20 protein-coding genes and 1 tRNA gene are annotated in these 19698 nt (G+C 65.6%); 15 read left to right on the top strand and 6 right to left on the bottom strand.

Annotated elements, in window-relative coordinates:
* Positions 1 to 9: 9 nt before the first annotated feature.
* The 3 genes from L1787_RS22635 to L1787_RS22625 all read right to left on the bottom strand — a co-directional run bounded on the left by L1787_RS22635 (position 10) and on the right by L1787_RS22625 (position 2401).
* Entirely contained in the window at positions 10 to 693 is a 684-nt protein-coding gene (locus L1787_RS22635; protein ID WP_235711376.1) for a L,D-transpeptidase, read from the bottom strand.
* A gap of 242 nt (positions 694 to 935) precedes the next feature.
* Entirely contained in the window at positions 936 to 1853 is a 918-nt protein-coding gene (locus L1787_RS22630) for a c-type cytochrome (RefSeq protein ID WP_235711375.1), read from the bottom strand.
* 5 nt (positions 1854 to 1858) lie between these two features.
* Positions 1859 to 2401, bottom strand: coding sequence for a c-type cytochrome (locus L1787_RS22625; RefSeq protein ID WP_235711374.1), 543 nt, complete (start codon positions 2399 to 2401; stop codon positions 1859 to 1861).
* Between the two features lie 607 nt (positions 2402 to 3008).
* On the opposite strand from L1787_RS22625, the gene L1787_RS22620 reads away from it, so the two are divergent.
* The 11 genes from L1787_RS22620 (at position 3009) to L1787_RS22570 (ending at position 13948) form a co-directional block, all read left to right on the top strand.
* The gene (locus L1787_RS22620) at positions 3009 to 4427 is read left to right on the top strand and encodes a circularly permuted type 2 ATP-grasp protein (protein ID WP_235711373.1); all 1419 of its coding nucleotides are present in this window, start codon (positions 3009 to 3011) and stop codon (positions 4425 to 4427) included.
* A 3-nt stretch (positions 4428 to 4430) separates the two neighbouring features.
* Positions 4431 to 5372, top strand: coding sequence for an alpha-E domain-containing protein (locus tag L1787_RS22615; RefSeq protein ID WP_235711934.1), 942 nt, complete (start codon positions 4431 to 4433; stop codon positions 5370 to 5372).
* Between the two features lie 12 nt (positions 5373 to 5384).
* Positions 5385 to 6245 carry a transglutaminase family protein gene (locus tag L1787_RS22610; protein WP_235711372.1) on the top strand — a complete coding sequence of 287 codons (861 nt, stop codon included), beginning with the start codon at positions 5385 to 5387 and terminating at the stop codon, positions 6243 to 6245.
* 79 nt (positions 6246 to 6324) lie between these two features.
* The gene (locus L1787_RS22605; RefSeq protein ID WP_235711933.1) at positions 6325 to 7092 is read left to right on the top strand and encodes a proteasome-type protease; all 768 of its coding nucleotides are present in this window, start codon (positions 6325 to 6327) and stop codon (positions 7090 to 7092) included.
* Positions 7093 to 7157: 65 nt separating this feature from the next.
* Entirely contained in the window at positions 7158 to 8360 is a 1203-nt protein-coding gene (locus tag L1787_RS22600) for a GGDEF domain-containing protein (protein WP_235711371.1), read from the top strand.
* Between the two features lie 67 nt (positions 8361 to 8427).
* Positions 8428 to 9864, top strand: a complete 1437-nt coding sequence (locus L1787_RS22595) for a homospermidine synthase (RefSeq protein ID WP_235711370.1) — start codon at positions 8428 to 8430, stop codon at positions 9862 to 9864.
* Between the two features lie 138 nt (positions 9865 to 10002).
* Positions 10003 to 11352, top strand: coding sequence for an adenylate/guanylate cyclase domain-containing protein (locus tag L1787_RS22590; RefSeq protein WP_235711369.1), 1350 nt, complete (start codon positions 10003 to 10005; stop codon positions 11350 to 11352).
* A 21-nt stretch (positions 11353 to 11373) separates the two neighbouring features.
* Positions 11374 to 12342: a glutathione S-transferase family protein gene (locus L1787_RS22585; RefSeq protein WP_235711368.1), complete on the top strand. Its 969-nt coding sequence runs from the start codon at positions 11374 to 11376 to the stop codon at positions 12340 to 12342.
* Positions 12343 to 12495: 153 nt separating this feature from the next.
* Positions 12496 to 13074: a YqaA family protein gene (locus tag L1787_RS22580; RefSeq protein ID WP_235711367.1), complete on the top strand. Its 579-nt coding sequence runs from the start codon at positions 12496 to 12498 to the stop codon at positions 13072 to 13074.
* Positions 13071 to 13562, top strand: a complete 492-nt coding sequence (locus tag L1787_RS22575; RefSeq protein ID WP_235711366.1) for a disulfide bond formation protein B — start codon at positions 13071 to 13073, stop codon at positions 13560 to 13562. The genes L1787_RS22580 and L1787_RS22575 overlap by 4 nt, the downstream gene beginning before the upstream one ends.
* Positions 13559 to 13948 (top strand): metallopeptidase family protein, encoded by a 390-nt coding sequence (locus tag L1787_RS22570; RefSeq protein ID WP_235711365.1) that lies wholly within the window; start codon positions 13559 to 13561, stop codon positions 13946 to 13948. Before L1787_RS22575 ends, L1787_RS22570 begins: the two co-directional genes overlap by 4 nt.
* A 21-nt stretch (positions 13949 to 13969) precedes the next feature.
* On the opposite strand, the gene L1787_RS22565 is transcribed toward L1787_RS22570, so the two are convergent.
* The 3 genes from L1787_RS22565 to L1787_RS22555 form a co-directional block, all read right to left on the bottom strand.
* Positions 13970 to 14629: an MliC family protein gene (locus L1787_RS22565; RefSeq protein ID WP_235711364.1), complete on the bottom strand. Its 660-nt coding sequence runs from the start codon at positions 14627 to 14629 to the stop codon at positions 13970 to 13972.
* 116 nt (positions 14630 to 14745) lie between these two features.
* Positions 14746 to 15294: an inorganic diphosphatase gene (locus L1787_RS22560; RefSeq protein WP_235711363.1), complete on the bottom strand. Its 549-nt coding sequence runs from the start codon at positions 15292 to 15294 to the stop codon at positions 14746 to 14748.
* The gene (locus tag L1787_RS22555) at positions 15291 to 15833 is read right to left on the bottom strand and encodes a GNAT family N-acetyltransferase (RefSeq protein ID WP_235711362.1); all 543 of its coding nucleotides are present in this window, start codon (positions 15831 to 15833) and stop codon (positions 15291 to 15293) included. The genes L1787_RS22560 and L1787_RS22555 overlap by 4 nt, the downstream gene beginning before the upstream one ends.
* Before the next feature lie 107 nt (positions 15834 to 15940).
* Here L1787_RS22555 and mtaB point away from each other — a divergent pair, with 107 nt between their 5' ends.
* The 4 genes from mtaB to L1787_RS22535 all read left to right on the top strand — a co-directional run bounded on the left by mtaB (position 15941) and on the right by L1787_RS22535 (position 19695).
* On the top strand, positions 15941 to 17215 hold the full coding sequence (gene mtaB / locus L1787_RS22550; protein WP_235711361.1) for a tRNA (N(6)-L-threonylcarbamoyladenosine(37)-C(2))-methylthiotransferase MtaB: 1275 nt from the start codon (positions 15941 to 15943) through the stop codon (positions 17213 to 17215).
* Positions 17212 to 18330: a signal recognition particle-docking protein FtsY gene (ftsY, locus tag L1787_RS22545; RefSeq protein WP_235711360.1), complete on the top strand. Its 1119-nt coding sequence runs from the start codon at positions 17212 to 17214 to the stop codon at positions 18328 to 18330. The genes mtaB and ftsY overlap by 4 nt, the downstream gene beginning before the upstream one ends.
* A gap of 85 nt (positions 18331 to 18415) precedes the next feature.
* Positions 18416 to 18492, top strand: a tRNA-Arg gene (locus L1787_RS22540).
* A gap of 336 nt (positions 18493 to 18828) precedes the next feature.
* The gene (locus tag L1787_RS22535; RefSeq protein ID WP_235711359.1) at positions 18829 to 19695 is read left to right on the top strand and encodes a GIY-YIG nuclease family protein; all 867 of its coding nucleotides are present in this window, start codon (positions 18829 to 18831) and stop codon (positions 19693 to 19695) included.
* Positions 19696 to 19698 lie beyond the last annotated feature (3 nt).

The following is a 19698-nucleotide window of genomic DNA, read 5'->3' as shown; positions in this document are numbered from 1 at the left end:
TTGGCCGGATCAGGCGACCAGCGCCGGTGCGTCGAGCGGGCGGACCACGACGCGCGTGTTGACCGGCACGCGGTTGTAAAGGTCGATAATGTCCTGGTTGAGGAGGCGCACGCAGCCGGAGGAGACGGCGCGGCCGATGGAGTAGGCTTCCTGCGTACCGTGGAGGCGATAGAGCGTGTCGCGGTTGCCTTCGAAGAGGTAGAGGGCGCGGGCGCCGAGCGGGTTCTGAAGGCCGGGCGGCATACCGTCACGATACTGCTCGAGGTCGGGCTCGCGCGCGATCATCTCCGACGGGGGCGTCCAGACCGGCCACTCGCGCTTCATGCGGATGGTGGCGTCGCCGTTCCAGTCGAAGCCTTGACGGCCGATGCCGATGCCGTAACGCATCGCCGTTCCGCCTTCCTGGACGAGATAGAGATAGCGGCTCGGCGTATCGACGACGATCGTGCCGGGACGCTCCCCCGTCGGGTCGGGGACCTGACGGCGGAAGAATTGCGGCTGAATCTTGCTGAGATCGACCGCCGGGATCGGATAGGGCTCGTTGAGCACGGGCCCGTACATGCGGACATATTCCGCAGGGATGGTCGGCCTTTCGACCGCGAACGGCTCTTGCTCCTGCGCGATCGTGCAACCGGAGACTGCCATCGCGCCCATACCGATGAGGACGCCACGCCGCGTGAGGTCCACATTCATCGGGCGGCCCCTTCGCGGCTGGTCAAACAAATAGACTCGGCTTTCATAAACTCACACTTCAACACTTCTGGCTCCCGGGATCAGTCGACGCGTACGCGCCGCAAGGGCCCGCTTGTCGGGAGCGTCGTGTCCCCCGCACAGTTCACGAACGCCATTTTGCCATCAAAGATCCCGCACAGCTTGCGAGAAGTGCGCAATTCGACGTGTTTTGGTGCGAGTGCATCGCAAACGATGCATTCGGGTTACGGTCTCCCCGGCCGCTCCATCAAATAAGTCGCGATCGCGGTGCGGTCGTCGTCGCTCAAGAAGGCGGTGGCCTGCTTGACGAATTCGGCCATTTCGCCTCCGAACGCATCCCCGGACGGGGTGATCCCGCTCTTCAGCGCGTAGGCGAGGCTCTCGATAGACCAGCCGTCTTGCGCGAGGGCCGCCGGGGTGATCGCCGGCGCGACATCGCCGCCCGGCAGCATGTCGCTCCCCTCGAAGGGCGCGGCGGCATCGAGCCCGCCGAGCATGTTGCGCGGCGTATGGCAGGCGCCGCAATGGACGACGCTCTCGACGAGATGGCGACCGCGCGCCGCAGGCTCGCTCGCCGCCGCGTCAGCCCCCGCCACGGTCGTCGCCGCGCCCTCGTCCGGGCGGAAATAGAGCGCGCGCCAGACCTTGAGGGTCGGGCGCAACGAGAACGGAAAGTCGAGCACATGCGCCGGTGCCGCCTCGGCGACGGGCGCCACGGTTTGGAACGCGGCGAAGAGGTCGGCGACCTCCTGGTCGGTCAGGCCGGCATAAAATTCGTAGGGAAAGACCGGATAGAGCGGCTCCCCGTCGGGGGAGACGCCGCCGCGGACGGCGCGATCGAAATCCGCGAGCGTCCAGGCACCGATCCCGACTTCGGGATCGGTGGTGATGTTCGGCGCGTGGAAGACCCCGAAGGGCGTATCGAGCGCCGGCCCTCCGGCGAGCGGCGCGCCGCCGGCCGAAAAATCCGTATGGCAGGAGATGCACCCGCTCGTCCGCGCAAGATAGGCACCGCGCTGCGGATCACCCTCGAGCGAGGCGTCGATCGACCCGGAAGGCCCGATCGGCCACACGGCGAGCGCGATATAGCCCGCAGCCGCCCCCGCGAGGAGGACGAGGACGAGCGCGAAGAGCGTGCGCATCGGGCTCAGTTGCGCTTGGCGCGGAACTTCGAATGGCACGCCCCGCAGGTGTCGCCCAGCATCTCGAAGACGTCGGAGGCGGGCATTTCGGCGAGGGCCTGCACGGTGATCTCCGTCTCGGCCGCCGGGGCCGGTCCGCCCATCAAGGCGCCCATCGAGGTCTCGTTCGCGGCGGCGGCTTCGGTGTTGCCAGCCGCGAGGGCGAGCCCTTCGGCGACGGTCTGCAGCCGCATGGCGAGTTCCTCGAACTCGGCCCAGTTCTCCCAGATCGCCGGAAGCGCGTCGGATTCGGGGCTTCCACTGCCTTCCGGAAAGAGCGCGATCAGATCGTCGCCCGCCAGGCTCGCGATGAGATTGGCGCTGTCGCGCACGGTCGCCTCGTCATAGGCGGCCTCGCCGCTGAACATCCGCCGCATCGGGCGGTTCGCGTCGCCGATCTCTTCCATCGCTTCGTGTCGCGCTTCGACGGGATCCTGGGCCACCGCGACCGAGGCGAGGCCGGTTGCGCAAAGGGCCGCGCAGGCGAGGGAAGCAAGCCACGTCTTCATTTCGAAGTCTCCTCGGTCACATGATGAAAGCGGCGGCACACGTCATACGCGAGCGGCCGAGGCTGTGAGACTGGGAACGACCATGCCGAACAGCGTGGCGGATCGCGACAGGCGACCGGTCGTCACGCCATATTCGGACATCGTTTTAAAGGTGCGCCCCATAGACTCGCGGTAAACAGGGGCCGGGACACTGTCAACTGAAGGTGAGGCTCACCTCTCCTCACAATAGTGTGTGAGAAACACGCAGATAAACTAGACCAAATGGGCCTGGTTTCTTCGCGCGCAGGCCCACCCCGCCGCGCCGAGCACAACCGGCAGGCGAATCGCGTCGCGCCGCCGCTGCCGCACGGTGGGTCTGCCGCGAAAACGGGCAATGGCCCGGCACACGCGTTGCGCCCGTTGCCGGCCGGCACGCGGACGCCGGTGGATCGCCGGATCGAGATCGCCACACCGGCCGAGCCGCGTGCGGATGGGCGCGTCGTTGCATCCGAGTCGCGGCCGTGTGCGCCGCCATATCGACGGGTGCCTTTGAAAGGAGCTTGTCGCACACTTGATTTCACCGCCAGCAAAAGCCACCGTTGCGACATGAGGCGCGCAAACATGGCTTATGACCCAGTCTTTTGACGAAATGAATGGAACCGGCGGCGAGCTCCGCTCCGCGTATAAGATCGTCAAAGATTGGCTCGAGGGGACTCCGCCCGACCTCATGCGTCAACGGGCGCGTGAGGCGGAAATGCTGTTCCGCCGCATCGGCATCACCTTCGCCGTCTATGGCGACAATCAGGCCGAGGAGCGGATCATTCCGTTCGACATTGTCCCCCGCATCCTGACGGGTGGAGAGTGGCGCGCGATGTCCGCCGGGCTCGAGCAGCGGGTGCGGGCGCTCAACCTCTTCCTCGCCGACATTTACGGCCCCGGCGAGATTTTGAAGGCCGGCGTCATCCCGCCTGCGCTGATTTATCAGAACACCTATTTCCGCCCGGAAATGGTCGGCATCAAGGTGCCGCACGGGATCTACACGCCGGTCTGCGGGATCGACATCGTCCGCGTCGACGCCGACACCTTCTATGTCCTCGAGGACAATCTGCGCACGCCGTCGGGCGTCTCGTACATGCTGGAAAATCGGGAGGTGACGATGCGTCTCTTCCCGGACCTTTTCTCCGAGCACACGATCGAGCCGGTCGAGCAATATCCGAACGAGCTTCTCGCGACGCTCCAGTCGCTCGCCCCGGCCTCGGCTCCGCGCGAGCCGACGGTCGTCCTGTTGTCGCCCGGCCCGTTCAACTCCGCCTTCTACGAGCATTCCTTCCTCGCCGACCGGCTCGGCGTCGAGCTCGTCGAGGGGCGCGACCTCTTCGTCCTCGACGACAAGGTCTATATGCGCACCACCGAAGGGCCGCATCAGGTCGACGTCATTTATCGCCGGCTCGACGACGACTTCCTCGACCCGCTCGCCTTCCGGCCCGATTCCGTGCTCGGCGTGCCCGGCCTCATCTCGGCCTATCGCGCCGGCAACGTCGCCGTGGCGAACGCGATGGGCACCGGCGTCGCCGACGACAAGGCGGTCTACACCTACGTGCCGGAGATCATCCGCTTCTATCTCGGCGAGGAGCCGATCCTGCACAACGTGCCGACCTGGCGCTGCCGCGAGCCCGATTCGCTCGCTTATGTGCTCGACCATCTGCCCGAGCTGGTGGTGAAGATGGTGTCCGGCTCCGGCGGCTACGGTATGCTCGTCGGGCCGACCGCGACGAAGGCCGAGATCGAGGATTTCCGCGCAAAGCTGAAATCGAACCCGGACGAGTTCATCGCCCAGCCGACGCTCGCTTTGTCGACCTGCCCGACCTTCGTCGGCGAGGGTGTCGCGCCACGTCATGTGGATCTGCGTCCGTTCGTTCTCGCCGGCTCGAACGGCATCCGCACCGTGCCGGGCGGGCTCACCCGTGTCGCATTGAAGGAGGGCTCATTGGTGGTGAATTCCAGCCAGGGCGGCGGGACCAAAGACACCTGGGTTCTGGTTAGCTGAATGCTGCTCTCACGCGTTGCCGCCGATCTCTACTGGCTTGCCCGTTACGTGGAGCGGGCCGAAAACACCGCGCGTCTCCTCGACGTCGCCTCGCGCCTTTCCTCGCTGCCGACGACCTATGCCGGCTCCACCAACGAGTGGGAATCGGCGATGACGGCGACGGGCGGAAACTTTTTGTTCGACCAGCGCTATGACGAGGCGAACCGGCGCAACGTCATCGACTTCCTCGCCTTCAGTCGGGAGAACCCGTCCTCGATCGCGTCCTGTCTCGCGACCGCGCGCCATTCGGCTCGATCCGTCCGCACGGCGATCACGCGCGAGATGTGGGAGGTGATCAACGACGCATGGCTCGAGCTGAAGCGCCATTCGGTCGACGCGATGACCCCGCGCCAGCTTGCGGAGTTTCTCGCCTTCGTGAAGGACGCCTGCCTCCGTCTTGACGGCTTCGCCTACCGCACGATGCTGCGCACCGATGCGCACGCGTTCTACAACTTGGGCACCTTCATCGAGCGGGGTGACGCGACCGCCCGCATCCTCGACGTGAAATATCATGTCCTCCTTCCCGAAGGAGACACTGTCGGCGGCGGCCTCGACTATTTCCAATGGACGTCGATCCTGCGCGCCGCCTCCGCGCTCACCGCCTATCAATGGGTGTTCCGTGATGCCTTGCGATCCTGGCGCGTGGCTGAACTGTTGACATTGCGAAAGGAATTGCCGCGCTCTATTGTCAATTGTTCCGAGAACACCCTTTGGTTTCTCGATAAACTTGCCAACGATTATGGGCGGCAGGGACCGGCACAGCGCAGCGCGCGCGCTTATCACGCAAGCCTTGCGAACTCCTCGGTCGAGGCGATCTATCGAGAAGGGCTGCACGAGTTCCTGCAGCGGGTAATTCGCGAAAACAATGCGGTGGGCGACGCGATCGAGGCCCAGTATCTGCGGTAGACGGGAGCCGTCATGCGCCTCTCCATCCAACACGAGACTCGCTATCACTACGATGTAGCGCCGGCTTCGGTGATCGAGGTGTTGCGCCTCACGCCGTGCAGCACGGCGACGCAGTCGGTGCGCGATTGGCGAATCTCAGTCACCGGGGACGCGGCGCTGCGCCGCTCGCGTGACGCGTTCGGCAACACGACGCACACCTTCACGCTGAAGGACCCCGGCAACGAATTGGTCATCACGGCCTCGGGAACGGTGGAGACCGAGCCGCACAATGGCGTCGTCACCGGCTCGTTCGAGCCGCTTCCGCTCGGCGCCTTCCTGCGCGAGACGGCCCTGACCGAGGCGAACGAGGCGATCCATTCGCTCGCCAAGCGGGCGATCGAGGCGAGCGACGGGACCGCGCTCGGTGTCGCACACGCGATGAACGTTGCCGTCCACGACGCCATGGAGTTCCAGCACGGCATGACCTCGACGGCGACATCGGCCGTCGACGCGATCGAGACCGGCAAGGGCGTGTGCCAGGATCTGACCCACGTCCTCCTCGCGGTGGCGCGGTCGCAGGGTTTTCCGGCGCGATACATATCCGGCTATCAATATACGCCGGGGCGACAGCGCACCGAGCACGAAAGTCACGCCTGGGCCGAGATCCATGTCAGCGAACTCGGCTGGGTGAGCTTCGATCCGACCGCCGCGATCAGCACGACCGACGCCTATGTCCGCATCGCCTGCGGCCTCGATTCCCTCGGCGCCTCACCCGTCCGAGGCGCGGTCTATGGTGGCGCGGGGGAGACACTGACCGTCGATGTCACGATGGACAAGTTCCAATGGCAGTCCCAATCCAGCGAAGGCCAGACACAGACCCAGTTTTCGCAGTAGAAGGAGACGGAAGAGCATGAGCGGCTGGGGTCAGTTCCAAACGACGCCCTCGCTCGCGGTGGACGGGACCGGACTTTCGATGACCTATTGCGTTGGCCTTCTTCTCAAGTCGGGCCTGGTGATGATGGGCGACACGCGGACAAACGCGGGCGTCGACAACATCTCGACCTTTCGCAAATTGCAGATTTTCGAGGTGCCGGGCGAACGCGTGATCGCCTTCGCCACCGCCGGCAATCTCGCTGTCTCGCAGGCCGTGATCAGCCACATGACGGAAGGCTTTCCCGACCCCGTCACCGGCGACGTCCACACGATCCACACCATCCCCTCGATGTTCGAGATGGCCCAATTCACCGGCCGCGTGGTGCGCCATGTTCGCGCGCAGGACGCGGCGGCCCTCGAACAGGACGGGGGCGCCTTCGACTGCTCGATCCTCGTCGGCGGGCAGATCGGCAATCGCCGCCTGCGCCTCTTCATGATCTATCGCGCCGGCAACTTCCTCGAGGCGACCGAGGACACGCCCTACCTCCAGATCGGCGAGCACAAATACGGCAAGCCGATCATCGATCGCTCTGTCACCTTCGGCACCCCGCTCGACGAGGCGTTGAAGATCTCGCTGATCTCGATGGACTCCACGATGCGCTCGAACCTTGCCGTGGGCTTGCCGGTCGACATCATGGTGCTCCCGCGCGACGCGCTCGCGACCTCGATCAACACACGCATCGATCAGGACGACAAATATTTCGAGTATGTTCGTAACCGCTGGTCGAACGCGTTGCGGGAGGCGCACCAGTCGATTCCCAACCCGCCTTATGGGGACGTGCATCGCGCACGCGCATCCAACGCATAATTGAAATTCTAGCGCCATTTCAGTGGCGCGCCCCATAATCTCCTCGCCAACGCGGGAGATTGGGTTTGACCGATATTTTTCTTCACCTCGCGCAATCCGCCGGGATTCTGATGCTCGGCGCCGTCGTCCTCGGCGTCGTCTTCGACCACACGACCAGCGCGCGGCGCGATCTTTGCGTCGGCATCGCGTGCGGCCTCCTCGCCTGCGGGCTGATGGCGATGTCGATGCGCGCGAGCGGCTTCGTCATCGATGGGCGCGGCGCGGTGCTGGCGGCGGCCGGCCTCTTCGGCGGGCCGATCGGGGCCGTCGCCGCCCTCCCCTTGCCGCTTTTCTTGCGCAACGAGATCGGCGGCCCCGCGGTCGTCACCGGGGTCGTGTCCATGGTGGCTCAGGCGATGCTCGGCGTCGCCGTCCAACACCTGCGCAAGCGCGGTGGGGGTGCGTTTGAGCGCCGATCGGTCCTGTGGTTGGCGGCCGCGAGCCCGCTCGTGATCCTGGCGCTTTATATTCCGGGCCTCGCCCCCGCCTCCACCGCCGGCCTGCGCGCCGAGATCGCCGTCGCGCTGCTGCTTTGGCTGCCGTTCTCGACGCTGGTCTTCGGGCTGTCGACCATGAACGAGCTGTCGCGCGCCAATAGGCTGCGCGCCAAGCGTTTCACCGGCCAGTTCGAACGGGCGACGGGTCTCATCGACGGCACCCTGTTCGACGCGCAGCTCATGCAGCATTGGCGCCTGCACGAGCGCTATGGCAGCGGCTACGTCTATATGCTGGTCTCGATCGATGACGTGGCGGCGCTGCGGCGGACCTATCGCGGGGCGGATTGGGAGCGGCTCGTCGTCGATATCGCGCGGGCTCTGCGTGGCGCAATACGCCATTGCGATCTGTGCACGCGCACCGACATCGACCGCTTCGCCGTTCTCTTGCCGCACACCACCTTGCCGCTCGCCCGCCCCGTCGCCGAGCGGATCGCTTCGCGCGTCGCGCGGACGGTGACGCGTCCGAACATGCCGAACGGTCGCATCACCGTCTCGATCGGGATCGCCGATGTCGACGGCACGCAACTGCCTCTCGATGTTCTGGGGATCGCGGAGGGCGAGCTCTTCCTCGCGAATGGGCGCATGGCAAACGGGGCGATCGGCCCGGTCGAGCCCGTCCGCAAGATCGTCCGCTCCTTTCCCGGCGCCGTCATCGAGATGGGGAGCGCGCCGAGCGAGGCGGTTCCGCCGATTGGGAATGACCGCCATGCTTCACGCGAGCGTGCAGCATGATCATCGGCCATAGCCCTCGCCCCACCTCATGATGTAGTCCCCTCTCATTGCCCAGAGGGAGACCTTCATGAACGACTGGCCGCGACACGGCACCATCACGGGGCCGATCGTGATGATTGGCTTCGGATCCATCGGCCGCGGAACGCTACCGCTGATCGAACGCCACTTCACCTACGACAAGACCCGCATGGTCGTGATCGATCCGTCGGACGAGGACCGTCCGCTGCTCGACGATCGCGGCATCAAATTCGAGAAGCTTGCGATCACGCGCGAGAACTATCGCGACGTGCTGACGCCGCTCCTGACGAAGGGGGACGGACAGGGCTTTTGCGTCAACCTTTCGGTCGACACGTCCTCGCTCGACCTCATGAAGCTCTGCCGCGAGCTCGGCGTCCTTTATATCGACACCGTCGTCGAGCCCTGGCCCGGCTTCTATTTCGACAAGAACGCCACCAACGCGACGCGCACCAACTACCATCTGCGCGAGACCGTGCGGTCCGAAAAGCGCGCCAATCCGGGCGGCACCACGGCCGTCTCCTGCTGCGGGGCGAACCCCGGCATGGTGTCCTGGTTCGTGAAGCAGGCGCTCGTCAATCTTTCCAAGGATCTCGGCCATGCGGCCCCGACGCCGACGAGCCGCGAGGAGTGGGCGACGCTCATGCGCGCGCTCGGCGTCAAAGGCGTCCACATCGCCGAACGCGACACCCAGCGCACCAAGGCCCCCAAGCCGATGGACGCGTTCTGGAACACGTGGTCGGTCGAAGGCTTCGTCTCGGAAGGGCTGCAACCGGCCGAACTCGGTTGGGGCACGCACGAGACGTGGATGCCCGACAATATGGAGATCCAGCCCGAAGGGTCCGGCTGCCGCGCCTCGCGCTATCTGCTCCAGCCGGGCGCGAACACCCGCGTGCGCACCTGGTGCCCGACGCCGGGCGAGCAATACGGCTTCCTCGTCACGCACAATGAGAGTGTGTCGATCGCCGATTATTACACCATCGGCGAAGGCCTCGATCCCGAATATCGTCCGACCTGCCACTACGCCTACCACCCGGCCAACGATGCGGTTCTTTCGCTGCACGAAATGTTCGGCCAGGCGGGCAAGCCGCAGGAGGTCTTCCACGTTCTCGACGAGACGGAGATCGTGGACGGGATCGACGAGCTCGGCGTCCTCCTCTACGGCCATGCGAAGAATGCCTACTGGTACGGCTCGCAGCTCTCGATCGAAGAGACGCGGCGGATCGCGCCCTATCAGAACGCGACCGGCCTTCAGGTGACATCCGCCGTTCTCGCCGGGATGGTGTGGGCGCTCGAGAACCCCGAGGCCGGCATCGTCGAAGCCGACGAGATGGACCATGAGCGCTGCCTCGAGGTCCAGCTTCCCTATCTCGGCCCGGTGAACGGCTATTATACCGACTGGACCCCGCTGCACGGTCGCCCCGGCCTCTTCCCGGAGGACATGGACGAAAGCGATCCCTGGCAGTTCCGCAACGTCCTCGTTCGCTAAGATCCAACACGCCATCGCCTGCCGGACACCCTCCGGCAGGCGACCACCCGCGCAATCAAAGGTGCGCCATCGGCCACGATTTCACTCGTTTTCCCGGCAAAGGCATGCTTTGACCGACGGGTTGCGGGAGGGCGGGTGATGACACTCTTGCCGAAGAGCTTGTTTCGGCATCTCGGACTGTCCGATGCGATGACCGCGCGGATGCCCGCAAGGGTGTGGAACCTCGTCGTCGCCGAGGAGGAGCGGTCCGAACGGCTGATCGGCTGGGTCCAGCTCGTCATCGCCGGCACGTTCGCGACGCTCTATCTCATCGCCCCCCGCCCGACCGACGCCAGCACGATGTTCGAGCCGGTGCCGATCGCGCTGTCCGTCTATCTCGCCTTCACGGCCATCCGCATCATCGCCGCCTATCGGGGCTTTCTGCCCGGTTGGCTCCTCGTCTGCTCGATGCTCGCCGACGTCACGCTGCTCTATGGGCTGATCTGGAGCTTCCACATCGCCTATGGGCAGCCGGCCGCCTTCTATCTCAAGGTGCCGACGTTCGCGTACGTCTTTCTGTTCATCGCGGTGCGGGCGCTGCGTTTCGATCCGCGTTTCGTCATCAGCCAGGGGCTGATCGCGGCGGTCGGCTGGCTCCTCATGGTGCTCTATGCGGTGTGGTCGAGCGGCGGCGCGGCGATCACCCGCTCGTTCGTCGCCTACCTGACCGACAATCTCGTGCTGATCGGCGCCGAGTTCGACAAGATCTTCACAATCCTGATGCTGACGGGCGTTCTCGCCCTCGCGCTTCACCGGGCGCGCGCCACGCTTCTGACCGCGGCGCGCGAGGGCGCCGCGACGCGCGACATGCGGCGTTATTTCGGCGCGGGCGTCGCCGAATCCATCACCTCACGCGAAACCGAGGCGAGCGCCGGCGAGGCGGAGGGGCGCGACGCGGCGATCCTGATGCTCGATCTGCGCAACTTTTCGCATTTCGCCGCGGTCCGCGCGCCGCGCGAGGTGGTGACGACGCTGACCGCCTATCACGCCCTCGTCATCCCGCTGATCGAGCGCGAAGGCGGCATCATCGACAAATTTCTCGGCGACGGCGTGATGGCGACCTTCGGCGCGGTCTCGCCGTCCGAAAGCGCTGCGGCGGACGCTCTCAAGGCGCTCCAAGCGATCATGGAACAGGCCCCCGCCTGGTCGGACGACATCGCCGCAAAGGGCCTGCCGCCGGTGCCGATCCAGGGGGCCGCCGTCGCGGGCCGTGTCGTTGCCGCGACGCTCGGCAATCAGGAGCGGCTCGAGTTCACCGTCATCGGCTCGGCGGCGAATATCGCGGCGAAGCTCGAAAAGCACAACAAGATCGCCAAGACCGCCGCGCTCACCACCGAAGAGACGTTGAGGCGGGCCGAGACACAGGGCTATCACGGCACGCCGACCTCCCTCGGCGCCTGCGAGGTGGCGGGTTGCGACGAGCCGCTCCATCTGTGGAAGCTGGCATAGATCGACACGATTGGACGAAGCATGGGCTACCTCCTCGACGGACGCTGGCACACCGGCTCACCGGAATTTGCCAACAAGAGCGGCGAGTTCGAGCGCAAGGCGTCCGCCTTTCGCAGCTTCATCACGGCCGATGGCGGGCCGGGTCCGACGGGTGAAGGCGGCTTTCCGGCCGAGCCGGGGCGGTATCATCTCTATGTCTCGCTCGCCTGCCCCTGGGCCCACCGCGCGCTGATCATGCGCGAGCGCAAGGGCCTTGCCGGCATGATCGGGCTTTCGGTCGTCCATTGGTTCATGGGCGATGACGGGTGGACCTTCGCGGAAGGCCGCGACGTGGTGCCCGACACGGTGAACGGCGCCGCCTTCCTGCGCGAGGTCTATCAGAAGGCGGATGCGGACTATTCGGGCCGCGTCACCGTCCCGGTCCTATGGGACAAGGCGCGGGACACCATCGTCTCGAACGAATCGTCCGAGATCATCCGCATGTTCGACACCGCCTTCGACGGCCTCGGCGCAACGCCCGGCACCCACCGCCCCGGCGACCTGACCAACGAGATCGATGCGGTCAATCAGCGCGTCTACGACACCGTCAATAACGGGGTCTACAAGGCCGGCTTCGCCACCAAACAATCCGCTTATGAGCGGTCGGCGGCGGCGCTCTTCGAGAGCCTAGACTGGTTGGAGGATCGCCTTTCGACCCGCCGTGTCCTCGTCGGCGACGCGATCAGCGAGGCCGATATCCGCCTCTTCACGACGCTCGTGCGCTTCGACGCCGTCTATCACGGGCATTTCAAGTGCAACGTGCGACGGATCGTCGACTATCCGAACCTGTGGCGTTATCTGCGCATGCTCTATAACGAGCCCGGTTTCGGCGACACGACGAACCTCTTCCACATCAAGCACCACTATTATGAGAGCCACCGCTCCATCAATCCGTCCGGCATCGTTCCGCTCGGCCCCGACCTCGACTTCTCGCCCGATGGCGGGTTGTGAGCGGCCGTGCGCATGAGGTGGTGGGAGACTTTCGGCGGAGCGTGTAACGAAGACGCGGCGTTGCCGGCCGGTCGCACCATCATTTCATCGTGCGGGCGCCCCGGATTTCGCCGAATGATGCCCGCTCCGCCCCCCTCCCACGGCGATTGAGACATGCTGCGCAAGCTTTACGACAAGACCTTGGCCCTCGCGGCCGGCCGCCACGCCAAGTCCGCCCTCTTTGGCGTCTCGTTCGCCGAAAGCTCGTTCTTCCCGCTGCCGCCCGATCTCCTATTGATCCCGATGGTGATCGCCGAACGGCACCGCTGGCTGTTCTATGCGACGCTGTGCACCATCGCCTCGGTGATCGGCGGCCTCTTCGGCTATGCGATCGGCTATCTCCTGTTCGAGCAGCTCGCGCGTCCGTTGATCGAATTCTACGGCTATGGCGAAAAGTTCGCGTCCTTCACGGACCGCTTCCATCTCTATGGCGCGTGGATCGTGTTCTTCGCCGGCGTCACGCCCTTTCCCTATAAGGTGATCACCATCGCCTCGGGCGCCGCCGGCCTCTCGCTGCCGGTGTTCATCATCGCCAGCATCTTCGCACGGGGCTTGCGCTTCTTCCTGGTCGCGGGGCTTCTCTATCGCTACGGCACGCCGATCCGCACCTTTATCGAAGAGCGGTTGTGGCTCGTGTTCACCGTCGGATCGGCGCTGCTGATCGGCGGCTTCTTGTTGGTGAAGGTTCTATGACTCTTGCGCGTCTTCAGCTCGCCCTCATCGGCACGCTCATCATGCTCGCCGCCATCGGCGGGGCATGGGGCTTCCAACTCATCGGCGGCTATGTCCCGTGCGAGCTCTGCCTCGAACAGCGCATTCCCTATTATGTCGCCATTCCCCTCGCGCTGATCGCGATGCTGACGATGGCGCGGTCCGACACCTTGTCGCGCGTCCTTCTCATCCTCGCGGCGATCGCCATCTTCTTTTCGGCCTGGCTCGGCATCTATCATGCCGGGGCCGAATGGGGGTTCTGGCCGGGGCCGGAAACGTGCGGCGGCGGGGCCGACGTGCGCGACGCCTCGAACATGCTGGCCGTTTTGGAGGAGACGCGGATCGTGAGCTGTACCGAAGCCGCCGGGCGCTTTCTCGGCATCAGCTTCGCCGGATGGAATGTCGTCGCGAGCGTGATGGCGGGGATCGTCCTCCTCGCGGCCGCCGCGGTGAAGCGCCGCCCTGCGTGATCGACCTCGACACCTTCGCCGCACTCGCGAAGGCTGAACTCGACAGCCTTCCGGCGGAGTTTCGCGCGCTGACCGGCACGATCCAGCTCGCCGTCGCCGACGATCCGAGCGCCGAGATGATGGCGTCCGTCGACGTCGAATATCCCGATGATCTCCTCGGCCTCTTCGAGGGGATCGGCCTTGCCGAGGGCGGCGACATCCTGACGACGGGCGCAATGCCCAACCGGATCTGGCTGTTCCGCCGCCCGATCATTCATTTCGTCGAGGACGGCGACGGGGCGGACGACCTTCAGGCCGTCATCCGCCACGTCCTCATCCACGAGATCGGCCACCATTTCGGCCTCTCGGACGACGATATGTACGCGATCGACGACGCGGACGATTGAGCGCCGCCGACCGCGCCGCGCTCAGCTTTCCTGTTCACCATCGCATTCGAGCGACTTGCCGCCCGGCATGTCGAACGAGGCGCTGTTGCCCTTCGACCAGAACGTCGCCGCGTCGGGGCCGCTCTCGATCGCATAGCGCGCGCCGTCGGCCGAGATCGCCTGCGGCAGAACGAGCCAATTCTCGCCCCAGTTCAGCGACACCATCGGCTGGTCGGTGTTGATGAACACCGCCTTCAACGCCTCGGGCAGCCCCATGCAATGATAACCGAACGGGCCGAGGACATTGTCGGCCGCCGGCTCGTTCGCGGGAATGTCGGTCAGTTCGGCGCGCAACGCGTGGATGCGCATCGCATATTCGTTGGTGATGCAGGACTTGAGGTCGTCCGCCTTCCAGCAATCGTCCCGGCCTTTGACCCAACCGCGCTGCATGGCCTTCAGCGTCTCCGTCTTCTCCTCATCCCCGGACGCGGACGCCTCGTTCAGCGCGAGCTGATAGATGTTGGAGAGCGTGACATCGAGCTGCGCCAGCGCCTGATCCTGGCACACGGCCTCCTCGGCGGACGATTGTGCCTTCGCACAATCAAAGCTCGGCTCGGCGGCGATCGCGGCGCCGATCGAGAGCGGGCCCGCCGCCAACACGAGCGCGACGCCGAGCGAGCGCCCGGCCAATTTGATCGACATGGTTTGTCCTCCTCGCAGCATGGGCGGCGAGGTTAGCTCATCATGAGATCGGTATCGACGTCCGAGATTGGATAAAAGCGCCTAAGCCGTTGAGACGTTGACGGCTTTTCGGCCCCTCAATCGGTGATCCGCACCGGGCTGCGGGCGCGCTCGGCCGCCTCCTGGATGGTGCGGCGCGCCTCGCTCACATCGCCCCAGCCGCTTTTTCGCGGCCGGCTGTGCTCCTCGACGTCGCGATAATGGCAGAAGAAGTGTGCGATCTGACGCAGATGGCCCGCCGGCAGATCGGTGTAGTTCGCCACGCTGTCATAGCGGGAGGTGAGGCGCGCCGCCGGAACGCCGAGGACGGTGATCTCCTCGCCGCCCTCGCCCGTCACATAGAGGACGCCGATGGGCCGGAGCGCGATCACCGTGCCGGGGGCGATCACATGCCCCGTCACCACCATCGCCTGAAGCGGATCGGCGCTCTCCGACAGCGTGTGCGGGATCAAACCGATATTCCCCGGATAGCGCATCGCGGTGTGGAAGAGCTGCGAGACGGTGAGCGCGCCCGACACGTCGTCGACGCGCACCGCGAGCGGCTCGCTCCCGATCGAGGCGGTGACGAGGATGTTCACGTCATCGGGCGGAGCGGCTCCGAGCGCGACGCCGTCCAGTCGGATCATGATGGTGGCAACCGGGGTGTTGTGGGGCCGAGACGGTCGAAGCCGAACGCGACCTTGCCGACCGCGACGTCGCCGAACATCTCGTGCGAGGTGGCGACGATACGCCCTCCCATGCGCTCATAGAAGGCGCAACCCGGACCATTTTCCGAAAGGCACCAGACGACGAGCGAATCGTGGCCGCGCCGCACGAGGCGCTGCTGGGCGGAGCGGAACAGGCGCTTGCCGAAGCCGAGGCCGGCATATTCGGGCTGGATATAGAGTTCGTAGATCTCGGTCTGGAACGGCAGCGTGCTGATGCGGCTCAGCCCGAAGGTGATGTAGCCGCGAATATCGTCCCCCGACTCGAGGACGAGGATCGGCACGCGCCGGCGCACGGCCCGCTCCCACCAATCCGGCCCGCGACGGGCGATCATCCGCTCGAGCTCGCGGCCGGGCAGAACCCCCTGATAGGCGAAGCGCCACGACGCGTCATGCACACGGGCGAGGCCGTGACAGTCGCTCGGCTTGGCGGTGCGTATGGCGAGGGCCGCGATACTCATGGCGTAATGGTGACCCCCGTTTGCGCGGTCCGCAAGTTTTATTCTGTTCATCCCAGCCGTGCGTCTCGCGAGTTGCAAGCTTGGCTCAGCCGTCGCATATCACGCCCGTGACTCAGACAAGCGCACCGCCCGATCTCGATATCGTCACGTTCGGCTGCCGGCTCAACACGCTGGAGAGCGAGAACGTGCGCGCGCTCGCGTCCGATGCCGGCGTCACCGACACGGTGATCGTCAACACCTGCGCGGTCACGGCCGAGGCCGTGCGCCAGGCGCGCCAGACGATCCGCAAGATCCGCCGCGAACGACCCGGCGCCCGCATCATCGCGACCGGCTGCGCCGCGCAGACCGATCCCGACGGTTTCGCCGCGATGGACGAGATCGACCACGTCATCGGCAACGCGGAAAAGCTCCAGCCCGCCTTCTGGGCCGGCCTTCCCCGGCACGACAAGGTCGTCGTCGGCGACGTGATGGAGCTGCGCGAGACCGCCGCGCACATGGTCGACGCGTTCTCGACCCGCACCCGCGCCTTCGTCGAAGTGCAGAACGGGTGCGACCATCGCTGCACCTTCTGCATCATTCCCTATGGCCGCGGCCCGTCGCGCTCGGTCCCGATGGGCGTCGTCGTCGACCAGGTGACGCGCCTCGTCGCCTCCGGCCATCGCGAGGTGGTGCTGACCGGCGTCGATCTCACGAGCTATGGCGGCGACCTTCCCGGCGCCCCCCGTCTCGGCGATCTCGTCGCCCGGATCCTGACATTCGTGCCCGATCTGCCGCGTTTGCGCCTGTCCTCGATCGATTCGATCGAGGCGGACACGACCCTTCTCGACGTCTTTGCGAGTGAGGCGCGGCTGATGCCGCATCTCCATCTGTCGCTCCAGGCGGGTGACGACATGATCCTGAAGCGGATGAAGCGCCGGCATCTGCGCGAGGACGCGGTGCGCTTCTGCGCCGAGGTCCGCGCCCGACGGCCCGACGTGGTGTTCGGCGCCGACCTCATCGCCGGCTTCCCCACCGAAACGGACGAAATGTTTGAAAATACGCTTGCGATCATCGCCGATTGCGGGCTGACGCACGTGCACGTCTTCCCCTTCTCGCCCCGCGTCGGAACGCCGGCCGCACGGATGCCGCAGCTTCCCCGGCAGACGGTGAAGGCGCGCGCCGCGGCGCTGCGCGAGGCCGCCGCCGACCGGCTGGAGCGCGCCCTCTCCTCGACCGACGGCACCACGGTCGAGCTCCTCGTGGAGGACGGCAATCGCGGCCGCACGCCGCATTATCTCCCCGCACGCCTGATCGGTCCCGAAGCGCATCCCGGCGATCTCGTACCGGGACGCGTGACGGGCCGCGAGAACGGCACACTCTCGGTCGAAAGGCTCGCGGCATGAGCGAAGGACGGCGATCGTTCTGGGGTTTCGGCCGCAAACGGGCGAGCGAGACCGAGACTCCCCCGGACACCGCGACGGAGGCGGATGCCGCGCCCGAGGCCCCCAGCGCGCCCGAGGTCGCCCCCGAGCCGTCACCAGCGCCGCAACCGACGCCGACGCCGGCCGACCCCGCGCCCACCCCGCCCGCCACCGGCGAGGAACAGGCCAGAAGCGGCGGCTGGTTCACCCGGCTGCGGGACGGGCTGACCCGCTCCTCCAACCGCCTCGGCGACAGCGTCTCGGCGCTCTTCACGAAAAAGAAGCTCGACGCGAGCTCGCTGCAGGATCTCGAAGACATCCTCATCGAGGCCGATCTCGGCGTCGACACCGCGATGGCGATCACCGACCGCCTGGCCGAAAGCCGCTTTTCCAAAGGGATCGAGGCGCACGAGCTCCAGGAGGTTCTCGCCGAGGAGGTCGAGCGCGTCCTCACCCCGCTTGCGACGCCGCTCAAGCCCGGCGGTGCCACGCCCTATGTCGTCCTCGTGGTCGGCGTGAACGGCACCGGCAAGACGACGACGATCGGCAAGATCGCCGCCAAGGAGGCCGCGAGCGGCAAGAAGGTCGTCCTCGCCGCGGGCGACACCTTCCGCGCGGCGGCGGTGGAGCAGCTCAAGATCTGGGGCGAACGGGCGGGCGCCAAGGTCATTTCAGGCCTGCCGAAGGCCGATGCGGCCGGTCTCGTCTACGAGGCGCTCGACGCCGCGGAGGGCAGCGACCTCCTCCTGATCGACACCGCCGGCCGGCTCCAGAACAAGGCCGAGCTGATGGCCGAGCTCGAAAAGATCGTCCGCGTGATCAAGCGCCGCATCCCGGACGCGCCGCATGCGGTGATCCTGACGCTCGACGCCACCACGGGCCAGAACGCGATGAGCCAGGTCGACATTTTCCGCCAGAGCGTCGGCGTCACCGGCCTCGTGATGACGAAGCTCGACGGCACGGCGCGCGGCGGCATCCTCGTCGCGATCGGCAACAAGCACGCGTTGCCGATCCATTATATCGGCGTCGGTGAAGGGATCGACGATCTCGCCCCCTTCGAGGCGCGCGATTTCGCCCGCGCGATCGCCGGCCTCTGACCCCGCCGCCCGATGGATCGGTGGGCGAGGCGCGCAACCACCTTGCCGCCCGCGCTCCGATCGGTTACTCACCCTTAGGCCGATTGCACCCGTAGCTCAGCTGGATAGAGCGCTGCCCTCCGAAGGCAGAGGTCACAGGTTCGAATCCTGTCGGGTGCGCCAATTAAATCAAGCATTTAGCGACCACCTAGGAAGCGGATCGGAATCCGATTCTGTGCCTCGTCCCAAATTCCGACTCTTTTTCGTCCGCGGGATGGAGATCGCCTGCTTCTCGAGCGCCTCGAGCGCTCGGTCCTGGTCATGCGGGCTGAGGTGGTAATAGACCTTTCGGAGCGTCGGGGCCGACGTGTCGAAATAGTCGGCCGCATCTTCGATCCGCATCCCATTCTCGACGGCCCACGAGATCGCCGTGTGCTTGAGCGTGTTTATGGGTACCTCGTGGCTATCGAAGCGCATCCGAACCGCGACCGCGGGCAATACACTTTCTCAAAAGCGTGATTGACGATCTTCGACCGGATAGAGACCATGATCTTCGGTTTTACTGACCTGCTCTGCAAAGCTGGAATCGAACCTGAGCATGTGCGGTTGCTGCGGCACCAGACGAAAACGCCGATGGGACGTACACCCTATCTTTTATGGCGCGATCAGCGTGGAGCGTTCGAAGAGTACCAAAGCGTTCAGACCGTCGGCGTTCGCGCCAGATTGGCGTCGCCGATCTGGGCGAGCTTCGTCGTCCCGCCAGCCGGAGGCACGCTCTTCGCGGGGCTCTATTCGGCAGAGCGCATCGGCCCGGCCGATCCGGATTGGATTGATCCGCTTTACGGCCGACCCGGCGCGGAGCTCACGCAAGATGGGCTCGACCTTTACCAGACGCGACCGATGACGGCGCTCGAGAGCTACGTCGGCCGGCTGTCCATCGAGTGGGGGAAAGGCGCGCGTTCCTGGGTTCAGCGGGCGGATATGCAGGTCAAGGCGATCGTCGAGCTGACCAAGGTATTCCGTGAGGACGCTTTTCCCGGATATACCCATTTCGTGACCAATGTGTCCGAGATCCAGGGTTTGCCCCTGACTTGGGCCAGCGCCTTGCGGGTCGCGCGGGGGGTCTACTTGCTCACCTCAGCGAAGACACGGGAGCAGCATGTTGGGTCGGCGACAGGAGAAGGCGGCTTTTTCGGCCGATGGGCCAATTATGCGCAAGACGGCCATGGTGGAAACCTGGGACTGAAGAGCAGCGAGCCGAGCGATTATCAGATCAGCATCCTGGAAGTTGCCGGATCGGCTGCAACGGTTGAAGAGATCATCGCCATTGAGCAGCTTTGGAAGCGAAAGCTCCAAAGCCGCGAGATGGGCCTCAATCGAAACTGAACC

This window comes from Acuticoccus kalidii (assembly GCF_021556395.1).
Taxonomy (GTDB): domain Bacteria; phylum Pseudomonadota; class Alphaproteobacteria; order Rhizobiales; family Amorphaceae; genus Acuticoccus; species Acuticoccus kalidii.
Note: the sequence above shows the minus strand (reverse complement) of the source record. Positions and strands in the feature narration are given on the sequence as shown.